The sequence below is a fragment of the Micromonospora parathelypteridis genome (assembly GCF_014201145.1).
GTDB lineage: Bacteria > Actinomycetota > Actinomycetes > Mycobacteriales > Micromonosporaceae > Micromonospora > Micromonospora parathelypteridis.
In genome coordinates this window covers 6,132,124-6,152,533 of record NZ_JACHDP010000001.1, presented here as the reverse complement: position 1 = coordinate 6,152,533, position 20,410 = coordinate 6,132,124, and the positions used below count along the sequence as shown (strand labels likewise).

Genomic DNA, 20,410 nt, shown 5'->3' with positions numbered 1-20,410 from the left:
ACGCTTTGCATCGTTTGTTCTCGATGGATTCTGGCTCTCTAGGACTCGTGTATGGTGTCGGGTGGCGCTCACGCGAACCAATGGCGAATGGGAGGTTACGGTCAGGTTACGCAATTTTTCGTCCACCACTTACAGTGGGCGGACGATTGGTGCTGCCTAGCGGCCGAAACCCTCGGTCCCGCGAGAGGAATGCAAGGTGAGATTCGGCATCCTTGGCCCGGTCATTGTCACCGACGACGGTTGCAATCGGACACCACGAGCCTTGAAACTGCGGTCACTGCTCGCGCTTCTCGTGACGCAGGGTGACCAAATTGTCTCGACGCAACGCCTGATTGAGGAATTGTGGGGTGGCGCGCCACCCAGGACGGCAAGCACCGGGCTTCAGGTCTACATCTCCAAGCTCCGCCGGCACCTGGGCGACGGGGTCAACCCCCGGATCGTGGTGAGTCACCCGTCGGGATACCAGCTCTCGCTCGCCGGGCACAGCTGTGACCTCACGATTTTCCAGAACCACCTCGCCGCGGCCGACCGCGCCGAGGCCGACGGCATGCCTGCAGTCGAGGTCATGGAATTGTCCAGGGCACTGGAGATCTGCCGGGGTCCGGTCCTGGCCGACGTACGCGGCTCGGGTCTGCTCGAGAACGTGGCGCGGCAGTACGACGAGAGCCGGATCATCGCGTACGAGCGCCGGATCGACCTCGACCTCCGCCTGGGCTACCGCCGCAACCTCGTCGGCGAACTCTACGGCGTGGTCGCCGAACATCCCACCTGGGAGAACCTCCACGAGCATCTCATGCTGGCGCTCTACCGTGCCGGCCGGATCGCGGAAGCCCTGAGGGTTTACCGACAACTGCACCGGCGACTGGTCGAGGAGCTCGGAATGGAACCCGGGCCGCGACTCAAACGGTTGCACCAAATGGTGTTGTCCCGCGATCCAAATCTGGACCCGGCGACATCTCTCGCAAGCTGAACCGCTTTTCGGGGAATGTTTCACAGTGAGGGGAACTGCATGGGAGTGGTCGACGATTTCCGGCGTACGGTGTTGGAGAAGGACGTCCCTGCGATTCTTGCGACCCTTTCGCCCGACATCACCTTCCACAGCCCGGTCATGCCGAAGCCCTACCGGAGCAGGGCGGCCGTGGCACCGCTGCTCACTGCCCTGGCGGAGGTGTTCGAGGACTTCGCCTACACCGCGGAGTTCGACGGGCACAGCACCGAGGCAGTTCGCCCGGACGTCGGCTCGCCCCGGCACGCGCTCCAGTTCACCGCGACGGTCGACGGCAAGTCGATCACGGGGATGGACGTCCTCGCCACCGGGGACGACGGGTTGATCAGCGAGGTGACCGTGCTGGTGCGACCGCTGACCGCCGCGCATTCCCTCGCCCGGTTGGTCGGTCGCCGGATGGCGGAGGCCTGACCGAATGCAGGCCGAAACGGTCCATGCCGGACAGTCCTGCTCGTCGGATGGCTTCGCACACGTTCTGCGCGCCCGAGCCCGCGAGTCGGCAGAGGCCCTGGCCTTTCGCTTCGTGCTCGACGGCGGGCGCGCAGAGGAGATCACCTACGGCGAGTTGAATCGGCGCGCCCGCGCGGTGGCGATCAAGATCCTCGACATCACCAACGGGCGACCCGAGCGTGCCCTGCTGCTCTACCCGCCCGGGCTGGACTATCTCACCGCGTTGTTCGCCTGCCTCTACTCCGGCGCGGTGGCCATACCGGCATTTCCGCCCGGTGCGACGCGACAACCACGCACCATGTCACGGCTGATGGCCATCATCGAGGACGCCGGAGCCAGCCTCGTCCTGACCACGTCGCACGGCGCGCCCACGATCGCCGACTGGTTGACCAGCACGTCCGTGGACCCGACGCCGCGCGTCGTCGCGACCGATCTGGCGGGCTACGCCGAGCACGACGTCTCGCCGACGACGTCCGCCGACTCCCTCGCGGTCCTTCAGTACACCTCGGGGTCCACCTCGCTGCCGCGGGGCGTGATGCTGAACCACGGCCACCTGATCTCGAACACCGCGGACATCACCCGCAGCTTCGGTCTGCACGATGGAGCGTCGGCGACCTTCTGGCTGCCCCCTTACCACGACATGGGGCTGATCGGAGGTCTGCTGACCCCCGTAGCCAGCGGAATCCCCGCGACGTTCATGTCCCCGATCAGCTTCCTGCGGCGCCCGATGTCCTGGTTGCAGGTGGTGTCCCGATACCGCACCACACACACCGGCGGGCCGAACTTCGCCTACGACCTCTGCGTCAAGCGGGTGAAGGAGGCCGACCTGGTCGGCCTCGACCTCTCCTCGGTCGAGCTGAGCTTCACCGGTGCGGAGCCGATCCGGCTGGACACGATCGAGCGCTTCCTCAAGATCTTCGAGCCGCACGGCCTGCGGCCGGAAGCCATCTACCCCTGCTACGGGCTCGCCGAGGCGACGTTGCTGGTGACCGGCGGCGCCCGCCTGGGCGGGTGGCGTTCGGTATCGGTCGCCCGCGAGGCTCTTGAGCTGGAGCGGGTTGCTCGACCGGCGATGGCCGGAGAACCCTCCAGGAACATCGTCGGGTGTGGCGCGCCCGGACCGGACACGCGCATCAGGATCGTCGACCCCACCAGCGGCGAGCCGGTCCTACCCGGCGCGGTCGGCGAGATCTGGATCGACTCACCGAGCGTTGCCGCCGGCTACTGGCGTCGCCCCACCGAATCCGGCGACACCTTCGGCGCCACGACGACCACCGGCGAGGGACCCTACCTGCGTACCGGCGACCTTGGCTTCGTCGCGGACGGCGATCTCTTCGTTGCCGGCCGGACAAAGGACCTCATCGTCCTGAACGGTCGCAACTACCATCCCATCGACATCGAGCAGATCTGCGAGATCGACGTTGCCGGGATCCGGCGCGACTGTGGCGCCGCATTCGCGGTGGAGGACGACGCCGGCGCCGTCGAACGACTCGTGGTGGTCTATGAGATCGATCCCGGCATGACCGCCGCGCAACACCAGGCGATCCTCGATGGCATTCGCGGCTCCGTCACACGGGAGTCGAGCGTGGCACCGTACGCCATCGTGCTCATCAAACCGCGCACCATGCCGAAAACCTCCAGCGGCAAGGTTCAACGCTGGCTCGCCCGCCGCCAGTACCTGTCGGGTGATCTGGCGGAAGTGGCCCGATGGCAGGCGTCCGACCGAGCGACCTGAGCAGTCCGGATTCGCCACCCCGACGGCGGGCGTCCACCGCTGGTCGTACTCGTCGTCACCCAGACAGCCACTCAGCCGTTGCTGGGACAGGAGAACCCTCATTCCGCGGAGGGTGCCGAAATCATCGGAAAGGTCGGCGCGCGGATCCACGGTTCGGACAACTGGTGGACAAGGTCCAGGTCATCGGAGAGGATCTATTCCGTGAATACCCGCTCCACCGTGACCCGGCAAACCGCCGAAAATGCGAGCCCCGAACAGACCTCCGACGACCCGACTCCGGGCGAACGGGGCCGGTGGCGCTGGGCCCGGCACGAATGGACCTTGGCAACACTGGCGAGCCTGCTGCTGGCGGCGGCGCTGACCTGGCCGACGCTTCGGCATCCGGCGAGCACGATCCCCGGCGACCTCGGCGACCCGACGTTGCAGGCGTGGCAGGTCGCCTGGTCTGGGCACGCTCTTCTGAGCAATCCGCTGGACCTCTGGCACTCCAACACGTTCTTCCCCGAGAAGTACACGTACGCCTACAGCGACACCCTGCTCGGATACGCCCCGATCGGGATGCTCGGTTCCGGCTTCGAGGCCGCCGTGATCCGATACAACGTGCTGTACGTGTTGCTGCACGCGCTGGCGTCCCTCGGGGCGTACGCGCTGGCGCGGCAGCTCGGAGCGAACCGGTGGGGCGGGGCGGTCGCCGGGATCGCGTGGGCGTACGCGCCCTGGCGGTTGGCGCACTCCGGTCACCTGAACATCCTGTCCAGCGCGGGAATCGCGCTGTCCCTGGCGATGCTGGCCCGTGGTCATGGCTGGTCACTGCGCCATGGGTACCGGCCAGAGCGACGACGGCCCGGTTGGGCGTTGGCCGGGTGGCTTGTCGCCGCCTGGCAGGTCACCCTCGGCTTCGGCATCGGGCTGCCGCTGGTGTATTTCCTGCTGGCCGCGGTGCTGGTGGCGGCCGGCTGCTACGGCTGGGCCTGGTGGCGGAAGCGGGAACGCCCGCCGTTCGGCCGGCGGCTGCTGCTCGCGGATCTGGCCGGTGGGGCCGTGTTCGGCGCGGTGACCCTGCTGCTCGGCCTGGTCTACCTGCGCGTCGTCGATCTCAACCCGCAGGCCGAGCGGACACTGGACTGGACGAAGATGTTCTCGCCGCCGCTGATCGGGTTCGTCACCGCGCCAGCGGACTCGTGGTTGTGGGGCGAGCCGCACGCGGCCGCACGCGAACAGCTGTCCTGGCCCCCGGAGATGGCGCTGCTGCCGGGGATGACGCTGATCGGGCTGGCCGCCGCGGGGCTGTTCTTCTCCGTGTTCCGGCTGCGGCACCAGGTCGCGCTGGGGCTGGGCGCGCTCGGCACGGTGCTGCTGGGCCTGGGCGCCACCCTCGGTGGCGACGGCGATCCCGGCTATCTGACTCTGTCCCTGCACCTGCCGGGCTGGGACGCGCTGCGTACACCGGGCCGGATGATGCACTGGACCAGCCTGCTGCTGGCGGTGCTGGCCGCCGGAGCGGTGACGGCGCTGGCCGAATCGTCGGGCCAGGCCTCGACCCGCCGCTGGACGCGGTTCGTCATGCCGCTGGTCCTGCTGGTGCCGCTGGCCCTGGTCACTCTGGAAGGCGTCAACCGGACACCCCACCCGACCGTGCCGCAGCCACCGGCCGCGATGCGAACCGCGCAGGAACCGATGCTGGTGCTGCCCGCCGGCGGTGTGGGCGACCTGACGTACATGTTGTGGACGACCGACGGGTTCCCACGGGTGACCAACGGGCTGGCCGGTTTCGAGCCGGTCAGCCAGGCGCAGACCCGGACGGCGGTGGCCTCGTTCCCCGACCCGGGCAGCGTCGCGTACCTGCGTGGGATCGGCGTGCGGTCGGTGTTATTCGTGCCGAGCCGCGCGGCGGGGACGCCGTGGGAGGGTATCGATGCCCGGCCCATCGACGGACTGGGCATCACCCGAGAGGATCTCGATGGCACGCTGGTCTACCACCTCTGACCAGGGGTGCGCCGGGCGCGCCGGCGGCGGATGCCCGCGTACGGGCCGGGCGGGGTGAAGGGAGTGCGCCTGTCCGTCGTGGTGCCGTGCTTCAACGAGGAAGCGTCGGTGGAGCGGTTGCACGAGACCGTGAGCCTGGCGCTCGCCGAGCTGCCCGACGTGGACGTCGAGGTGGTGTACGTCGATGACGGCAGTCAGGACGGCACCCTCGCGGCGCTGCGCCGCCTCGCCGCCGCCGACCCCGCCGTCTGCTACACGTCGCTGAGCCGCAACTTCGGCAAGGAGGCGGCGATGCTCGCCGGTCTGCAGCGGGCCACCGGCGACGCGGTCGTCATCATGGACGCCGACCTGCAGCACCCTCCGCGGATGCTGCCCGAGATGGTGGCGCTGTACCGGCAGGGCTTCGACCAGGTGATCGCCCGCCGGGACCGGCGCGGTGACCGGTTCGTGCGAATGGTCGCTTCGCGGTCCTTCTACCGCATGATCAACTGGTGGATCGACGTGCGCCTGCTGGACGGGGCGGGCGACTTTCGGCTGCTGTCCCGGCTCGCGGTGGACGCGATACTGGCGATGCCGGAATACAACCGCTTCTCCAAGGGACTGTTCTCCTGGATCGGCTTCCGGACGGTGGTGGTGGCCCATCACAACGAGACCCGGCAGACGGGGCGGAGCCGTTGGAGTTTCAGCAAGCTCTTCAACTACGCGTTCGACGGCCTGCTGTCGTTCAACAACCGACCACTGCGCCTGGCGATCTACGGAGGCATGTTCCTCACCCTTATCGCGCTGGCCTACATGACCTGGGTGGTCGCGGACGCCGTCGAGAAGGGCATCGACGTTCCCGGCTATACCACCATCATCGTCAGCGTGATCGGGCTCGGCGGCATCCAGATGACGATCCTGGGAGTCATCGGGGAATACATCGGCCGGATCTACTACGAGACCAAGCGCCGACCGCACTATCTGGTGCAGGAGACCGAGCACCTGGTCGCGGAGACCAGCGATGCGTCCCGGATGCCGACCCGGCCCGCGGCCAGGTCGACCGACCGGGGCCAGCAGGCGGTACCAACCCGGGAGGATCCACCCCGACGTCCCCCCGGCGCCCGGCCGCCGGGAGATTCATGAGCGGCGACGAGAAGATCGACTTCAAGAGGACACTCGACGGCTACCAAGCGCGACGAGGCCAGTTCCGGGTCGTCGACGTACCCGATCTGCAGTACCTCATGGTCGACGGCCACGGCGACCCGAATACCTCGACCGCCTTCACCGAGGCGATCGAGGCGCTCTACCCCGTCGCGTACAAGCTGAAGTTCGCCAGCAAGCGGAGCCTCCTGCGGGACTACGTCGTCCCCCCGATGGAGGGCTTGTGGTGGGCCGAGGACATGGCCGCGTTCACCACTGCCCGGGACAAGTCGCAGTGGGATTGGACGCTGATGCTCATGGTCCCGGACTGGATCGACCAGGTCATGTTCACCGCCGCCGTCGAGCAGACCGGGGCGAAAAACCGACCAGCGCGCCTGGACGACGTCCGCCTCCAGACCCTGACCGAGGGGCGGTGCGTGCAGACGCTGCACGTCGGCTCCTTCGACGAAGAGGCCGACGTGCTCGCACGACTGCATCAAGAGTTCATCCCGGGACACGGCCTTCGCCTGACCGGCACCCACCACGAGATCTATCTCAGCGACTTTCGGAAGGTCGCACCCGACAAGCGGCGCACCATCCTCCGGCAACCAATCACCAGCGAGAGCTGAAAGTGGATGGCCGGCTCCCACGAGGGCAGCGGCTCGAACACCTGGACGGGCATACTTCGCTGGTGTTCGACTTCGGGATCGCGGGGTATCAGCCGCGTTGGTTGAACGGGATAGATCAAGTCGCCGAACAGCATGGACGACGACTGGCCAGGCTTGTCGGGCGCGAGCTGACGGGCCCATGGGTTGTGTGGGACGCAGAGGCCGACGAGTGGTTCGCCGACTGCCCGGTAATGCTCGACTTCGCCGGCGAGCGTCTGGAAGTCAACCACCAGAAGTTCGATGACCTGTCGATTACGTGGGATTCGGTGGACGTGACCCGGCCACCGGTGTGGCCGACATCGGACGACTTCCGGCTCGTCTGGCGCGACGACGTTCCCGGCGTGCTGGCTGCCCGGCGCGGGCAGCGGCTGGAGGCGGTCGAGCTTCTCGAATGGGCTGGCGGAGACCTGGCGGACGGCGCCGTCGCTGTTGCCCTGGGCTTTCCGGACGGCTGGCTGACCCTTTACAACGCCTTGGACGAGAACGGACTCGCGTTCGGGCAGCTTCAGCCTGAGTACCGCCGACACCGGCTGTGCAAGGGCTTGTAGCCGCTACAAGTCGACGATCTCCACCGCAGGGGCGAAATGGCGGACCGCCGCATCGAGGCTCGCCCGGTGCAGCGACCAGAAGGTCGCCGGCCGGCTGTCCGCCAACACGGACGGCGGCACGTGCCGGACGACCCCCTGGTTCATCCGCTGCACGCCACGCGAACGTGCCGAGCCGGGCAGCGGCGGCAGGCCGGGGCGCCGCAGCAGGCCGACGTACGGAACCGTTGTCCCGCCGGCCCGTTGCGTCCACAGCACGACAGCTTCGATGTCGGACCACGGCACCACCGCAGTCCGCGAGGACGGCCACGGGGGCGGGTGGCCGAGAGTGACCCCGGCCGCGTCGACGCGCAGCGCGACACGCCGGCCCAGCACAGTGATGAGCCGCAGCAGCAGAAATGCGCCACCCATCACGACAGCGACGACCCCGGCGACAGGTGCGTCGCGGTGAATCAGAACGCCGACGGCGACAAAGACCACGCTGACAGGCACCAGCAGCAGGTCGCGGCGAGTGAAGCCGAACCGCGCCTCGTACACCTCACCTGGCGCGATCCCGCTGCCCTCGGCGGCCTTTTCGCGGGACGACGGTGCCGCGGGCCGCCGCGTAACAGACACATACGCGAAGGCGCCGAACCAACCGGCGACCACGAAGCTGACCACGCCGTCCCACGGGAACGGCAACTCGGTAAGAACCAGCCGGTGAAGCACCAGATAGACAACGATGATCACCCCGAGGGCGGCGCCAAGTGCCCACCAGCGACGCCGCGGGCGCACCACCATGTGCCACCACATCAGAACCAACGGGCCGCCCGGAGCCAACGAGGCCGGACGCATCCACAGCTCGGGGTTGCTGCCCCGCACTGCGCCGAGCGTCGCGAGGAGGGCGAGCATGAGGGCCGTCGCGAGGGGCGGCCCGACAATCGCCCAGCGGAAGCGCATCGGCTTCGGTTCGTCCGGCACGGCGGGAAGAGTACGTGAGCCCGTCCAGACCCCTGTCGCGTTGGGTAGGTAGGTGACGGAATGGCGGTCCCACGAACGCGCATCCGACGCCCCGAGCAACCGTTGGTAGGAGCAGAAGCAGGTGTTCACCGCGTGTGCCGTCCGGCCCCGCCAGGGTGCCAGGAGACCGGGGAATGGGGAACCGAGATGGCTGATCAGGGCCGCTTGGCGACGTTGATGGTGATGGCTGTGCTGCTCAGCGGATGCGGTCGGCAGGGCAATTCGGAGCCCGCTGACCCAAGGCCGCCACTATCGGGCACCACGGCGGCCGTGGTGCCGTTGGCGCCGGAGGCGCTGATCGGGTCCTGGACGCTCATTGACGTTGCCGACCCCGGCGCGGGCAAGATCCTGCACCTCGCACATGGCGAGCTGCACCTGGTCGGCACCCACTGCGGCACCCTGGGCGGGACCTGGCGGGCCAACAGCGAAGGTGTTTTTCTCGCCGACATTTGGCAGGCTTTCGCTGCCGCGGTCGAAGGCATCCCTGGCTGCGAGAAGGCTAGTCAGGAAACTCCCGAGTGGCTGCGGCGCGTGACGGCGTACCAGTTCGACGGCAAGGGGCTACCCGTCCTTCTGGACGGAGGGAGGCAGACGGTTGCCCGGCTGATTCCCGGGGCGACACCGACCCCCGAGCCGAACCTGGCCGACTCGGTGCTGGAACCGCCGCTGGTGACCGACGAGGCTCGGCGAGCCCTGGCACCCGCTGTCGCACTACCGGTGACGCTTGTACCCATGGATCAACGCCGGCTGGTGGGTCGCTGGGTGCCCCTCAGCGGGCACAAGGCGGCGTACGTGGAGTTCACCGCAGACGGTGAGTGGCGCGGGTCCGACGGGTGCAACGACGAGAGCGGTCGGTGGATCAGCGGTGCCGGCGGCACCCTGCTCCCACTGGGAGAGGGGTCACGCTGGCGTTCTGCACCGACAGCGTGCCGGTCGGCCAATGGCTCGCGACGGCCAGGCGGGCCGGCCTCGACGGTGATGCCCTGGTGCTCCTTGACGCCCAGGGCGACGAGACCGGCCGGTTGACGCCCACGAACTGAGTCGGATTGATCAGACCCACGACGGCAGACCCGCTGGCAACTACAGGGCAGCCGTGGTCTTCCCGAGGATGCTGGCGAGCGCGTCGTAGTCGACGTCCTGCCCCTCTTTGATGTCGACGGTCTTGCGTTCGCCGTTGCCCATTGACCGGAGGAATCCCTTGACCTCCGGGATGTCCGTCGCGTTGAAGACCATGAACGAGATCTTGGACTTGGCTACCGCGATGACGGCGGCGAACTGGCCGTTCTTGAGGTAGTGCGGCTTGCCGTACTGAAGCTGTTCCTCTACGTCTGGGATGGTTTCGCCGATCATCGCACGCAGCTTTTCGCAGACGTCGATCTGCCACGGCTGCGTCTTGTTGATGTACTGGGTGACATCGTCGTTCACGGTCTTCTCCTTCATCACTGTTCGCTAAAGAGCACGGGCCGATAGAACGTGTCGTAGCCGAGGGTCGAGTGTCGCAGCGCTCCCACCCTCAACTGCTCTCACCCGAGGAGCTTGTCCCCGGTGGGGGCGTAGGTCAGCACGACCACGCCCGAGTCGAATGCCTGCGCGCCGACAAACCGGAGGACCGCCGGTTCGCTCGACTCCTCAAGGAGGCGCACGCCACCGCCCATCACTACGGGGTAGGTGACGAGGCGCAGTTCGTCGACGAGTTCGTTGCGCAGCAGCCACCTGACCAGTGCGACGCTACCGTAGATCAAGATGTCACCGTCCACCTCGGCCTTCAGCTTGGTGACCGTCTCGGCGACGTTCGCACTGATGACGGTGGTGTTGTTCCACTCGCCCCGGTCCAGCGTCGTCGAGACGACGTACTTGGGCATGCTGTTCATCTTGTCGGCGAAGCCGGCCTCGTCAGTCATGGTCGGCCAGGACGCGGCGAACCCCTCATAGGTGACCCGGCCGAGCAGCAGCGCATCGGCGGCCCGCAGTTGCGCCAGCCCGGTCCGCATGGAGTCCTCGCTGACGAACTGGAAGGTGAACCGCTGCGGGTCGTCGACGACCCCGTCGGCACTGGTGAAGATGGACAGGACGACGCGCCCCATGTGTCTCCCAAGTGGCTTCGGTGGACTCAGGTCGAGCTTGCGGGACGGGGACGCGACGGGCATCGGTGGTGGGCACGCATTCCGCCACTCACTGGACTACGCACCAGTGATCCAGAGTCGGGCATGATGGCGCGATGGCCGTCACGCATCCCGTCGGAGCGTCGAAGCGGGAGCTCGAGGTGCTCGTCATGCTCGGCGCGCGTCTGTCCAACGCGGACATCGCCGGCAGGCTCCACATCTCCGTTCGGACCGTGGAGAACCACGTCTCCTCGCTACTGCGCAAGTACGGCGTAACCGACCGGAGGGCGCTCGGCGAGCTCGCCGTACAGGTGCAGGCGGGGGCACCGGTACCGGGGCGGCTGGCCGGCCTTCCATCGGCGCTCACCACGTTCGTCGGCAGAAGCGCGGAACGCGAGCACCTGACGGAGACGCTGCGCGGCGCCCGACTCGTGACCGTGGTGGGACCAGGCGGGATGGGGAAGACCCGGCTGGCGGGCCAGATCGCTGGAGCGGCGGGGCCCTCCTTCCCCGCCGGTGGAGCGTTCGTCGACCTCGTCCCGGCACGCGGCGGGTACGTCGCACAGGCGGTGGCCAGCGCGCTCGGGGTCAGCGAACGCCCCCAGCAGTCGCTGGAGGACGCAGTGGTGGAGCGGCTCGGGGAGAGTCGATCGCTGCTGGTGCTGGACAACTGCGAGCATGTGATCGACGTGGTGGCACCGTTCGCGGAGCGGGTGCTGGCCGCCTGCCCCGGCACCCACATCCTCGCCACCAGCAGGGAACGCCTCGGCGTACGAGGTGAGCGCGCCGTACCGCTGGGCCCACTGCCGTTGGAGTCCGACGCCGAACGGCTCTTCATGGACCGCGCTACCGCCGCGGACCCCGGGTTCCGGGCGGACCCCGTGGTGGTCGCCAAGCTGTGCGCGCGACTGGACGGTATGCCGCTGGCGATCGAGTTGGCCGCCGCCCGCAGTGCCACCCTGGGCGAGGACGGGTTGATGGCCGCGCTCGATGACCAGTTACGGCTGGTGGTTGGCGGTAGGGGTGTGGACGAGCGGCACCGCTCGTTGCGCGCGGTCATCGGCTGGAGCCACGACCTGCTCGATGACGAGGAGAAGGCACTGTTCCGGCGGCTCGCCGTCTTCGCCGGGGCGTTCGACCTCACCGCCGTCGTCGGGGTGAGCCCTGCCGGGAGCACCCGCGGTGCGGTTGCCGACGTGCTTGGCAGGCTGGCGGACAAGAGCCTGGTCAGCGTGCACCGTCGGGGTGGGGTGGCCCGGTGGCGGCTGCTGCAGACGGTGCGCGCGTTCGCCATCGAACAGCTTGACGGTTCGGGTGAGCGGCCGGAGGTCCAGGACCGGCACCTGCGCTGGGCGGCGGAGGTCGCCTCGGAGCTGGAGACGAGGCTGGACGGCGACGAGTGGTACGAAGAGTTCGACGGCGTGGCCGACGATCTGAGAGCCGCCCTCGCCGTCGCTCCCGAAGGCCCAGGTGAGCTGCCGCATCGGCTGGCTCGGGCACTGGCACACCTCGCCTACACACGGCGATTCCTGATGGAATCACTCGGTCACTACCGGACCGCAGCCGTTCGCGCCCCCGCGCCTGGCGATGCCGCGGCGGACCTACGCGCGGCCTCCGCCGTCTCCCATGCGATCGGCGACGACGGTCAGCAGCCCTTCGACCTGCTACTCGCCGCCGCGCGACAAGCCCGGGAGGCCGGGGACCGTGGGGCCACCGCCACCGCGCTGGCGCAGGCGGTCACCACCGCGCGGCGACACCCAGCAGGGTTCGCCGCCGAGGTTCCGCACGACCGCCTGCGTGACCTCCTCGACAAGGCCGTGTCGGCGGCCGACGGGTCGAGTGACGCCGTGGTGGCGGCCCGCCTCGCCGAGGCGGTGGCCTGGGCCGCGACCTCCGACAGGTACGAGGCCGACCCGGCGCTCGCCGCGGCCGCCGTGGCAGCCGCAAGGGCCACCGGCGATCCGGTGCTGATCAGCGCGGCTCTGGACACCGTGGCCACCGCCGACATCGTGGCCGGGCGGGGCGCGGACCTTCGCCGGATCATGGACGAACGGTTGACCCTGCTACCCGCGATGTCCCGGCACGACCCGAACGCCGCCCCGGAGATCGTCGACACGTACCTGATGGCCCACCTGGCTGCCCTCGGCGTCGGTGACCTACCTGCCGCCCTGTCGGTCGGCCAGCGGACCATGGACGACGACCTCGCCGGCAGCTCCTACTACTCGGCCGCCCTCCTGATCACGCCCCTCGTGCTCAGCGGACGCTTCGACGAGGCGCTGCGGATGGCAGGCACCGCGTGGGAGGGTTGGCGGCGGGCTGGCCGTCCGCGCACCGGCACGATGTCGCCACCGATGGCCGCGGTCGCCCTCGTCCTTGGGCTGCGCGGCGACGACGAGGGGTACGCGCTGTGGCGTTCCCGCGCGATCGAGGTCATCGGGGAGCTACCCCCGCACTCCACGTTCGTGTCGATGGTCGACGCGCGGCTCGCCGTACACGCCGGGCGGGTCGAGGACGCTGCGGCGCTTGTCCGCCTGACGTTCAACGGCGTCCGCAGCTGGTCTCCGCCCTACTCGCGGGCGGTGGGCGCCGAGCTGGCCGTCGTCGCCGAACTTCCCGACGCGGCGGACCTGCTGTCGGCCGCCGAGCGGCACGAGAGCGCGTGGGCCGCGGCCTGCACCGCCCGCGCCCGGGGCCGCCTGTACGGCGACGCCGCCGCCCTCACCGCATCCGTGGCGGGGTGGGAGCGCATCGGCGCCCGGTTCGAACGAGCCTGCACGCTCCTGTTGCTACCCGACCGGGCCGCCGAGGGCCGACGAGACCTCGCCGCGCTCGGTGTCGGCCCGGGCTGATGGAGTCCGTAAGGACGTAAGTCATGGGTGTTTCGGCGTCTACGAATGCGCCGGCGAAGACCTTGCTATTGATCTTCACTAAGCATCGACTATGGACAGAGTTGGAATTAGCCCGCCATATTGCCCGAGTCGGATTCGTGACGCAGGAGTGACGATGCCCTTACTGGGCAACGACTTTGCGTGCTAGCCTGCCTCAGCTCTTGCAGGTGAAGCCCCAATTCGGCACCGATTGCCTCGGGTAATTGTTGGAGGGCACATGGACAGACTGCAGGCTCTTGCGGTTTTACGTGAGGTCGCGGTCGAGGTGTTGGTGGTCGAGCCCGAGGCGGTGACCGAGGACGCGGACTTTCGCAAGGATCTCGATGCGGAAAGCCTCGACCTCGTGGAGCTGCTGATGGCGTTGGAGGACCGGCTCGGGATCCGACTGCCGGAGGACGGGCTGCGCGAGATCAACACTGTCGGGCAGGCGCTCGACATGGTGCTCGACGGCGGGGCCGGTGCTGCCGCCGAGGGCGCCGGGGCGGTGGAGGCGGCCGAGCGAAAGACGCCCGCCTGATGGAGGGCGGCGATTCCGTCCGGCACCGGGTTGCCGTCACCGGGCTGAGTGCCAGGACGCCGGCCGGCGACACCGTCGACGCGCTGTGGCCGGTGCTGCGGTCCGGGCGCTCCGTCATCGGCCCGATCCGCAGCTTCGACGCCTCGGGTCTGGCGACCCGCTTCGCGGGCGAGATCCAGGGCTTCGACCCGACCGCCTACCTCAGTCCGAAGATGGTCCGGCAGACCGATCGTGTCTGCCAGCTCGCCATCGCGGCGGCGCTGGACGCGTACACCGACGCCGACCCCCGGCAGCTCGACCCGGACCGGTGCGCGGTCGTGGTCGGCACCGGCATGGGCGGGTCCGAGAGCTTCTACACGCAGGTCCGCGCGTTCATCGAGAACGGGCCGGACCGGATCAGCCCTTGGGCGATCCCGATGATCATGCCGAACGCGGCGGCATCACTCATCGCGCGGCAGCTCCGCTGGCGGGGGCCGAACTTCTGCATCTCGACGGCCTGCACTGCCGGTGCGAATGCGATCGGCGAAGGCGTCCGGCTCATCCGCGACGGCAGCGCCGACGTCGTCCTCGCCGGTGGCGCGGAGGCGGCGGTCAACCCCATCGTCGTCGCAGGGTTCGCCCGGATGCACGCGCTGAGCACCCGCAACGCCGAGCCCGAGACCGCCTCGCGCCCGTTCGACGGCGAACGGGACGGCTTCGTGCTCGCCGAGGGCTCGGCGTTCGTGCTCCTGGAACGCCTCGACCGGGCGGTGGCCCGGGGTGCCCGCATTCACGGCGAGGTCGCCGGCTACGGGTTCAACAGCGACGCATACCACTCCACGATGCCGCACCCGGAAGGGCGTGGCGCCGTCGACTGCATGCGCCTGGCGCTGCGTGACGCGGACGTCGACCCGGCCGACGTCGGCCACATCAATGCGCACGGCACCTCGACGATGCTCAACGATGCTGCCGAGGCGCAGGCCATCCACACCGTGTTCGGTGGCGCCGCACCGCCGACCACCTCGACGAAGGGCTCGCTGGGGCACCTGGTCGGGGCCGCCGGCGCGGTCGAGGTCGTCGCGTCGTTGCTCGCTCTGCGGCACGGCGAGATCCCGCCCACCGCCAACCTGCGCACCCGCGGGTCCGACATTCCCATCGACGTCGTCGCCGGCGTCCCGCGCACCGGCCGTCCCGGCCCCATCCTGACGAACTCCTTCGGTTTCGGCGGGCACAACGCCTCGCTGGTGCTCGCCTCCGTCGACAGCGGCGGCGCCACCGTCAGGTCCAACTGAAGCGATCGAAACGTCCAACTGAGACAAGGTGGTCGAGGGTGAACATCCAGGCCGCCCCGGCGGGGACCGGCAGCGTCATCGACAGCATCGGCGTCGCACTGCCCGACCGGGTCCTGACTACCCGTGAGGTGCTCGACGGCTGCCGGAGCCGGCTGGCGCTGCCGCTGGAGCAGACCACCGGCATCGTGTCGCGGCGCGTCGCCGGCGACGACGAGTACGCCCTCGACCTGGCCACGCGGGCCGCCGAGGACTGCATCTCCCGCTCGTCGATCGGGTTTCGCGACGTCGACCTGCTCATCAGCGCCAGCATCTCGCGGGTCGACAGCCCGGATCGGTCGACCTATGAGCCGGCGGCGGCCACCCAGCTGCGGCACCGCCTCGGCTGCGAACGGGCGTGGGCGTTCGACGTGACGAACGCGTGCGCCGGCCAGTTCACCGGCATCTACTTTGCCGACGCGCTCATCCGGGCCGGCGAGATCGATACCGCGCTGATCGTCAGCGGGGAGTACATCTCCCATCTGATGCGCACCGCCCAACTGGAGATCGCCGACGAGCTTGACGCCCGCGTCGCCTGCCTGACGCTCGGCGACGCCGGTGCGGCCGTCCTGCTGACTCGGGCCAGCGACGAGACGGAGGGCTTCGCGCACATCGGCATCCGCACCGTCGGGCGGTACCACACCCTGTGTGTGGCCGGGCCGACCGATCAGCCGCACGGCGGCGTGATCATGAAGACCGACATGATGGGTCTGGCCGCCGCCGGCATCCGGGAGATGGTGGCGCACACCCAGCAGGCCCTCGACGTGATGGGCCTGTCGCCGATGGACTTCGACCGGTTCATTCCGCACCAGACGTCGACGCTGGCGATCCAGGCCGCCGTCCGCCGCACCAACAAGGTCTTCGGCAGCGTGGTCCTGGACGAACGGGACGTCATCAACAACCTGCCGAGGCGCGGCAACACCGCGACCACGACGCACACAGTCGCGTTACGCGACGCGAGCGTCGACGGGCGGATCCGGACCGGCGAGCGGGTGCTGTTCGAGGTTGCCGCGTCCGGCGTCAACGTCGGCACCGCCGCGTACCGGCTGGACGGGCTACCCGACCGGCTCGCCACCGGAACCCGGTCACAGCGGACCGCGCCCCCGCGCCGCCGCCCGGCACCATGGCGGCACCCGGTGCGCGCCGTCGCGATCGGCCTCGCCGAACCCGGAGCCGGCGCCGGCTTGACGACGCTCGAGCTCATCGGCGCCGCCACCGACGACTGCCTGCGCCGGGCGGGTGCCCGCGCCTCCGACGTCGACCTGCTCATCCACGCAGGCGTGTACCGCACCGGCATGATCGCCGAGCCGGCGATCGCGGCGATCGTCGCGGGCGAGCTCGGCTTCGACGGCAGCACCGCTGCCACCAACGAGATACTCGCGTTTGACGTCACCAACGGTGCACTGGGCATGCTCGACGGCTGCCGGATCGCGGCGGAACTCATCCGGGCCGGCGCGGCCGGCACCGCTGTGGTGGTCGCCTCCGAGGTCGAGCAACGCGAACCTGGCGCTGCCGGCCCTGCGGTGGCCCGGTGCGGGTCGGCGGTGCTGCTGCGCCTCGACCCGGACCAGAGCACCGGCTTCCTGGGTTTCCACAGCCGTTCCGTCGCGCGGCCCTCCCCCGACCGGGGCGCCTGGGCGATGCAGGGCGGCGGGCACAGCTTCATTCGCGCCACCGACCGCAGCGAGCCCGCCGCCGCGTACGCCGAGCACGTGCCCGCGGTCGTCGCCGAGCTGCTGGACCGGATGGAGGTCCGGGCCGAGGCGATCCGCGCGGTGGTGCCGCCATGGTTGCCACCGCCGGTCGAGCGCCGGCTGCGAGGCACTTGGCCGGTGCTCGGTGCGCGGCTGGCCACACTGCCGCCGGCGTCGGACGGCACGGACCTGTTCACCTCGGCCATGCCGGTCGGCCTGCGCGCCGTGTCCGCCGGGGGCGGCGTCTCGCCGGGCGATCTGGTGGTGGTCGTCGGCGCGAGCACCGGCATGGAGATCGGCGCCGCGCTGTATCGCCTCTGAAGGGAGCGCGTATGTGTGGGATCGCGGGCATCCTCGATCTCGACGCCGCTGTCGAGCCGCACCGGCTGGCCCGGATGGCGCACTCGCTGGCGCATCGCGGCCCCGATGGCGACGGCTACTTCGTCGCCCCGGGGATCGGGCTGGCGTACCGGCGGCTCGCGATCGTCGACGTGGCCGGTGGGCAGCAGCCACTGAGCGACGAGCGTGGCGACATCCAGGTCGTCTTCAACGGCGAGATCTACAACCATCGCGCCCTGCGGGCCCGGCTCGTCGAGAGCGGCCACACCTTCGCCAGCGGCAGCGACGGCGCGGTGATCGCCCACCTCTACGAGGAGCATGGCCTCGGCTTCGTCGATCACCTCGACGGGGACTTCGCCATCGCGTTGTGGGACGGCCGCCGTCGCCGGCTGGTGCTTGCCCGGGACCCGGTCGGTGTCAAGCCGTTGTACTACCAGGTCGCTGGCGGCCGGCTCCAGTTCGCCAGCGAGGTGAAGGCTCTGTTCGCGTCCGGGCTGTGCGCGGCGCGCGTCGACCCGCAGGGGCTCCGCGACGTCTTCGGCTACGGCCAGCCGACCGCGCCCGGCACCTTCTGGGCCGGCGTCCACGACCTGCCGCCCGGGCATCTGCTGGTGGCCGACGATGACGCGGTCAGCCTGCGTCGGTACTTCACGCCGCTCGCCGGAGACCCGCACGACCTGCTGAGCGGGCGGGCGGCCGTCGAGCAGTTCCGCTCGGCGCTGGTCGAGGCGGTCCGCAAACGGCTGCCGGACGAGGTGGGCTTCGGTGCGACGCTGAGCGGCGGCTTGGACAGCACCGCCGTCGTCGCGACGATCTCAGCCCTCCTCGGCACCCCGATTCAGACCGCCAGCATCCGGCTGCCCGGCTCGGACCTCGACGAGGGCCGCTACTCCCGGCTCGCCGCGAAGGCGCTGCGGGTCGACAACGTCGAGATCGAGTTCAGCGGCGCCGAGGCGTGCGAGCACCTGGCGAAGACGCTGTGGCACCTGGAGGCGCCGCAGTGGTTCGGCGTCGCCACGCCGTTCATGAAGGTGACCCGGATCGCGGCCGAGCAGGGCGCCAAGGTCGCGCTGACCGGCGACGGCGCCGACGAACTGCTCGGCGGCTACTCCTGGTACGTCCTGCAGCGGCTGGAGGAGCGGCTCGGCCGGCTGACCCGGGCGGGCCTGGATCCGCTGCGCCGGCTGATCCTGGGCCGGGTGCTGGCCCACAATGGCGCCCCCACCGGCGCGGCCGCCCACATGGCCGGCGTGCCGGGGCAGCTCGCGGACGCCGGGGGTCGCTTCGGCGGTGGGGCTCCCGGCTGGTTCTACCTGTGGTCCGCGATGGATGCGGTCGCGCCCGCGCTGTTGCGCCCGTCCAGTGGCACCCTCGCCCCGTCGCCACTGCCGGCCCCGCCGGTGCACACGGCGCTGCACCGCTCGTTGCACTACGAGTACCAGACCCGCCTGCCCAGCTGGGTGTTGATGCTCAGCGACCGGTTGTCCATGGCCAACGGCGTCGAGGTGCGCGTGCCGTTCATGGACCGGGCGCTGCTGGACCTGTCGGCGCGCCTTGATCCTCGGGTGCTCATGCGCGGCACCAGCGAGAAGCACATCCTCAAGGAGGCCCTTCGCGACGTGCTCCCGGCACCGATCCGGCGCCGCCGCAAGAAGCCGTTCTTCACGCCCATCACGCCGTGGTATCTCACCGGCCCGGGCGAGGAGCTGGCGGCGACCTATCTCGGGCCGGCGGCGGTGCGCGCCGGCGGGCTTTTCGACCCGACTCAGGTGACCGCGCTGCACCAGGCGGCGCTGCGGGGAGCCGGACGCACGTGGGAAGGCACGGTCGCCGAGTGGGCCAGCATGGCCGTCCTCACCACGCATCTGCTGCTGGAGGTGTTCCACGACGCGGCCGCCGCACCCGCACCGGCCTCGCTCCCGGCGCCGCTCGCCAGCGCCCTGCAACGCGCCGAGCGGCGATGACGACCACCGAGCGGCACCGCTGGCCCGGCATCGAATCGCGCACCATCCTGGTCACCGGGGCGACCGGCTTCATCGGCGTCCGGCTCGCAAGGCGGCTGGCCGACACGGGCTGCACCCTCGTCGCGATGGTCCGGCCGACCTCGGATCGCAGGGTCCTGGCCGGCATCCCTGGGCTACGCTTCGCCGTCGCGGACCTCGACACCGGCGAGGGCGTGCAAGCCGCCGTCGCCGGCGTCGACACCGTCGTGCACCTGGCGGGCCAGGTGAAGGCCCGCCGCCCGAGCGCCTTCCGGCGCGGGAACACCGACTCCACCGGCCGGCTGGTCGCGGCCGTCGCCGACGCCGACCCGGTCCCCCGGCTGGTGCTGTGCTCGTCCCTGGCCGCCGCCGGGCCGTCGGATCCCGGCCGGCCACGTGACGAGTCCACGCCGGTCGCGCCCGTTTCGGAGTACGGCCGCAGCAAGCTCGCCGCCGAGGAGATCGCCCGCGCCGCTCGTGTTCCCACCGTGGTCCTCCGCCCGACCATCGTGTACGGCCCGGGCGACCACGACTTCCTGCCGTCCTTCCTGCCGATGGCCCGCATGGGCACCCACCTGCGCCCCACCCGCCCGGAACGCGAGTACTCCTTCGTCCACGTGGACGACCTGTGCGCCGCCCTGATCGCGGCCGTCGTCCGCGGCGAGACGCTGCCCCCGGACGGCGGGGACGCCGGTGTGTACCTCATCAGCGACGGCCAGGTGTACGGCTGGAGCGACTTCTGCCGCGAGCTCGCCACCGCGATCGGCCGCCCCCGCCCGCGCTTCATTCCGGTGCCGGGCACGCTCGTCCACGCGACCGGCTGGCTGTGCGACCTGAGCCCGGTCCGCCGGGGCCCGGCGCTGACGATGAACCGGGACCGCGCTCACGAGATCCGGCAGTTGGCCTGGACGTGCGCCACCGACCGCGCACGGGCGGATCTCGGCTTCACCCCCGCATACCGCTTACCGGACGGCCTCGCCAGCGCGGTGGCGTGGTACCGCGGCAAGGGCCTGCTCCCCTGACGGCATCGAGCAGGCGAGAACCCGGTATTCCCCGGCGATTCGCTGTGGTGG

General features: G+C 70.0%; 17 protein-coding genes. 14 read left to right on the top strand and 3 right to left on the bottom strand.

The features are described 5' to 3' along the window. Positions 1–262 precede the first annotated feature (262 nt). The 7 genes from HNR20_RS27660 to HNR20_RS27630 all read left to right on the top strand — a co-directional run bounded on the left by HNR20_RS27660 (position 263) and on the right by HNR20_RS27630 (position 7,512). On the top strand, positions 263–970 hold the full coding sequence (locus HNR20_RS27660; RefSeq protein WP_184185683.1) for an AfsR/SARP family transcriptional regulator: 708 nt from the start codon (positions 263–265) through the stop codon (positions 968–970). Positions 971–1,009: 39 nt separating this feature from the next. Beyond that, complete coding sequence (locus HNR20_RS27655) at positions 1,010–1,417, top strand: nuclear transport factor 2 family protein (protein WP_184185680.1); 408 nt, start codon at positions 1,010–1,012, stop codon at positions 1,415–1,417. 4 nt (positions 1,418–1,421) lie between these two features. Continuing rightward, positions 1,422–3,191, top strand: coding sequence for a fatty acyl-AMP ligase (locus tag HNR20_RS27650; protein WP_184185677.1), 1,770 nt, complete (start codon positions 1,422–1,424; stop codon positions 3,189–3,191). A gap of 219 nt (positions 3,192–3,410) precedes the next feature. After that, complete coding sequence (locus tag HNR20_RS27645) at positions 3,411–5,177, top strand: putative glycosyltransferase family protein (RefSeq protein ID WP_311736887.1); 1,767 nt, start codon at positions 3,411–3,413, stop codon at positions 5,175–5,177. A 30-nt stretch (positions 5,178–5,207) separates the two neighbouring features. Then, positions 5,208–6,299 carry a glycosyltransferase family 2 protein gene (locus HNR20_RS27640; RefSeq protein ID WP_221311089.1) on the top strand — a complete coding sequence of 364 codons (1,092 nt, stop codon included), beginning with the start codon at positions 5,208–5,210 and terminating at the stop codon, positions 6,297–6,299. Continuing rightward, a complete protein-coding gene (locus tag HNR20_RS27635; protein WP_184185671.1) occupies positions 6,296–6,925 on the top strand; it encodes a GyrI-like domain-containing protein in 630 nt (209 codons plus the stop codon). Before HNR20_RS27640 ends, HNR20_RS27635 begins: the two co-directional genes overlap by 4 nt. Before the next feature lie 62 nt (positions 6,926–6,987). Further along, positions 6,988–7,512: a hypothetical protein gene (locus HNR20_RS27630; RefSeq protein WP_184185668.1), complete on the top strand. Its 525-nt coding sequence runs from the start codon at positions 6,988–6,990 to the stop codon at positions 7,510–7,512. A gap of 3 nt (positions 7,513–7,515) precedes the next feature. Here HNR20_RS27630 and HNR20_RS27625 read toward each other — a convergent pair whose 3' ends face one another. After that, the gene (locus HNR20_RS27625; protein ID WP_184185667.1) at positions 7,516–8,469 is read right to left on the bottom strand and encodes a hypothetical protein; all 954 of its coding nucleotides are present in this window, start codon (positions 8,467–8,469) and stop codon (positions 7,516–7,518) included. Between the two features lie 186 nt (positions 8,470–8,655). Between HNR20_RS27625 and HNR20_RS27620 the strand changes: the two genes are divergently transcribed. Further along, complete coding sequence (locus HNR20_RS27620) at positions 8,656–9,534, top strand: hypothetical protein (RefSeq protein ID WP_184185664.1); 879 nt, start codon at positions 8,656–8,658, stop codon at positions 9,532–9,534. Positions 9,535–9,588: 54 nt separating this feature from the next. On the opposite strand, the gene HNR20_RS27615 is transcribed toward HNR20_RS27620, so the two are convergent. Together HNR20_RS27615 and HNR20_RS27610 are read right to left on the bottom strand one after the other, a co-directional pair. Beyond that, positions 9,589–9,933 (bottom strand): DUF1801 domain-containing protein, encoded by a 345-nt coding sequence (locus HNR20_RS27615; RefSeq protein WP_184185662.1) that lies wholly within the window; start codon positions 9,931–9,933, stop codon positions 9,589–9,591. Positions 9,934–10,031: 98 nt separating this feature from the next. After that, positions 10,032–10,592 carry a dihydrofolate reductase family protein gene (locus HNR20_RS27610; RefSeq protein ID WP_184185659.1) on the bottom strand — a complete coding sequence of 187 codons (561 nt, stop codon included), beginning with the start codon at positions 10,590–10,592 and terminating at the stop codon, positions 10,032–10,034. A 134-nt stretch (positions 10,593–10,726) separates the two neighbouring features. On the opposite strand from HNR20_RS27610, the gene HNR20_RS27605 reads away from it, so the two are divergent. The 6 genes from HNR20_RS27605 to HNR20_RS27580 all read left to right on the top strand — a co-directional run bounded on the left by HNR20_RS27605 (position 10,727) and on the right by HNR20_RS27580 (position 20,359). After that, complete coding sequence (locus tag HNR20_RS27605) at positions 10,727–13,459, top strand: ATP-binding protein (RefSeq protein WP_184185656.1); 2,733 nt, start codon at positions 10,727–10,729, stop codon at positions 13,457–13,459. A 256-nt stretch (positions 13,460–13,715) separates the two neighbouring features. Beyond that, positions 13,716–14,015, top strand: coding sequence for an acyl carrier protein (locus HNR20_RS27600; RefSeq protein ID WP_184185654.1), 300 nt, complete (start codon positions 13,716–13,718; stop codon positions 14,013–14,015). After that, complete coding sequence (locus tag HNR20_RS27595) at positions 14,015–15,286, top strand: beta-ketoacyl-[acyl-carrier-protein] synthase family protein (RefSeq protein WP_184185652.1); 1,272 nt, start codon at positions 14,015–14,017, stop codon at positions 15,284–15,286. Before HNR20_RS27600 ends, HNR20_RS27595 begins: the two co-directional genes overlap by 1 nt. A gap of 38 nt (positions 15,287–15,324) precedes the next feature. After that, on the top strand, positions 15,325–17,337 hold the full coding sequence (locus HNR20_RS27590) for a 3-oxoacyl-[acyl-carrier-protein] synthase III C-terminal domain-containing protein (protein WP_184185650.1): 2,013 nt from the start codon (positions 15,325–15,327) through the stop codon (positions 17,335–17,337). 11 nt (positions 17,338–17,348) lie between these two features. Next, on the top strand, positions 17,349–19,319 hold the full coding sequence (gene asnB, locus HNR20_RS27585; protein ID WP_184185648.1) for an asparagine synthase (glutamine-hydrolyzing): 1,971 nt from the start codon (positions 17,349–17,351) through the stop codon (positions 19,317–19,319). Continuing rightward, entirely contained in the window at positions 19,316–20,359 is a 1,044-nt protein-coding gene (locus HNR20_RS27580; RefSeq protein WP_184185646.1) for an NAD-dependent epimerase/dehydratase family protein, read from the top strand. The genes asnB and HNR20_RS27580 overlap by 4 nt, the downstream gene beginning before the upstream one ends. Positions 20,360–20,410: the final 51 nt, after the last annotated feature.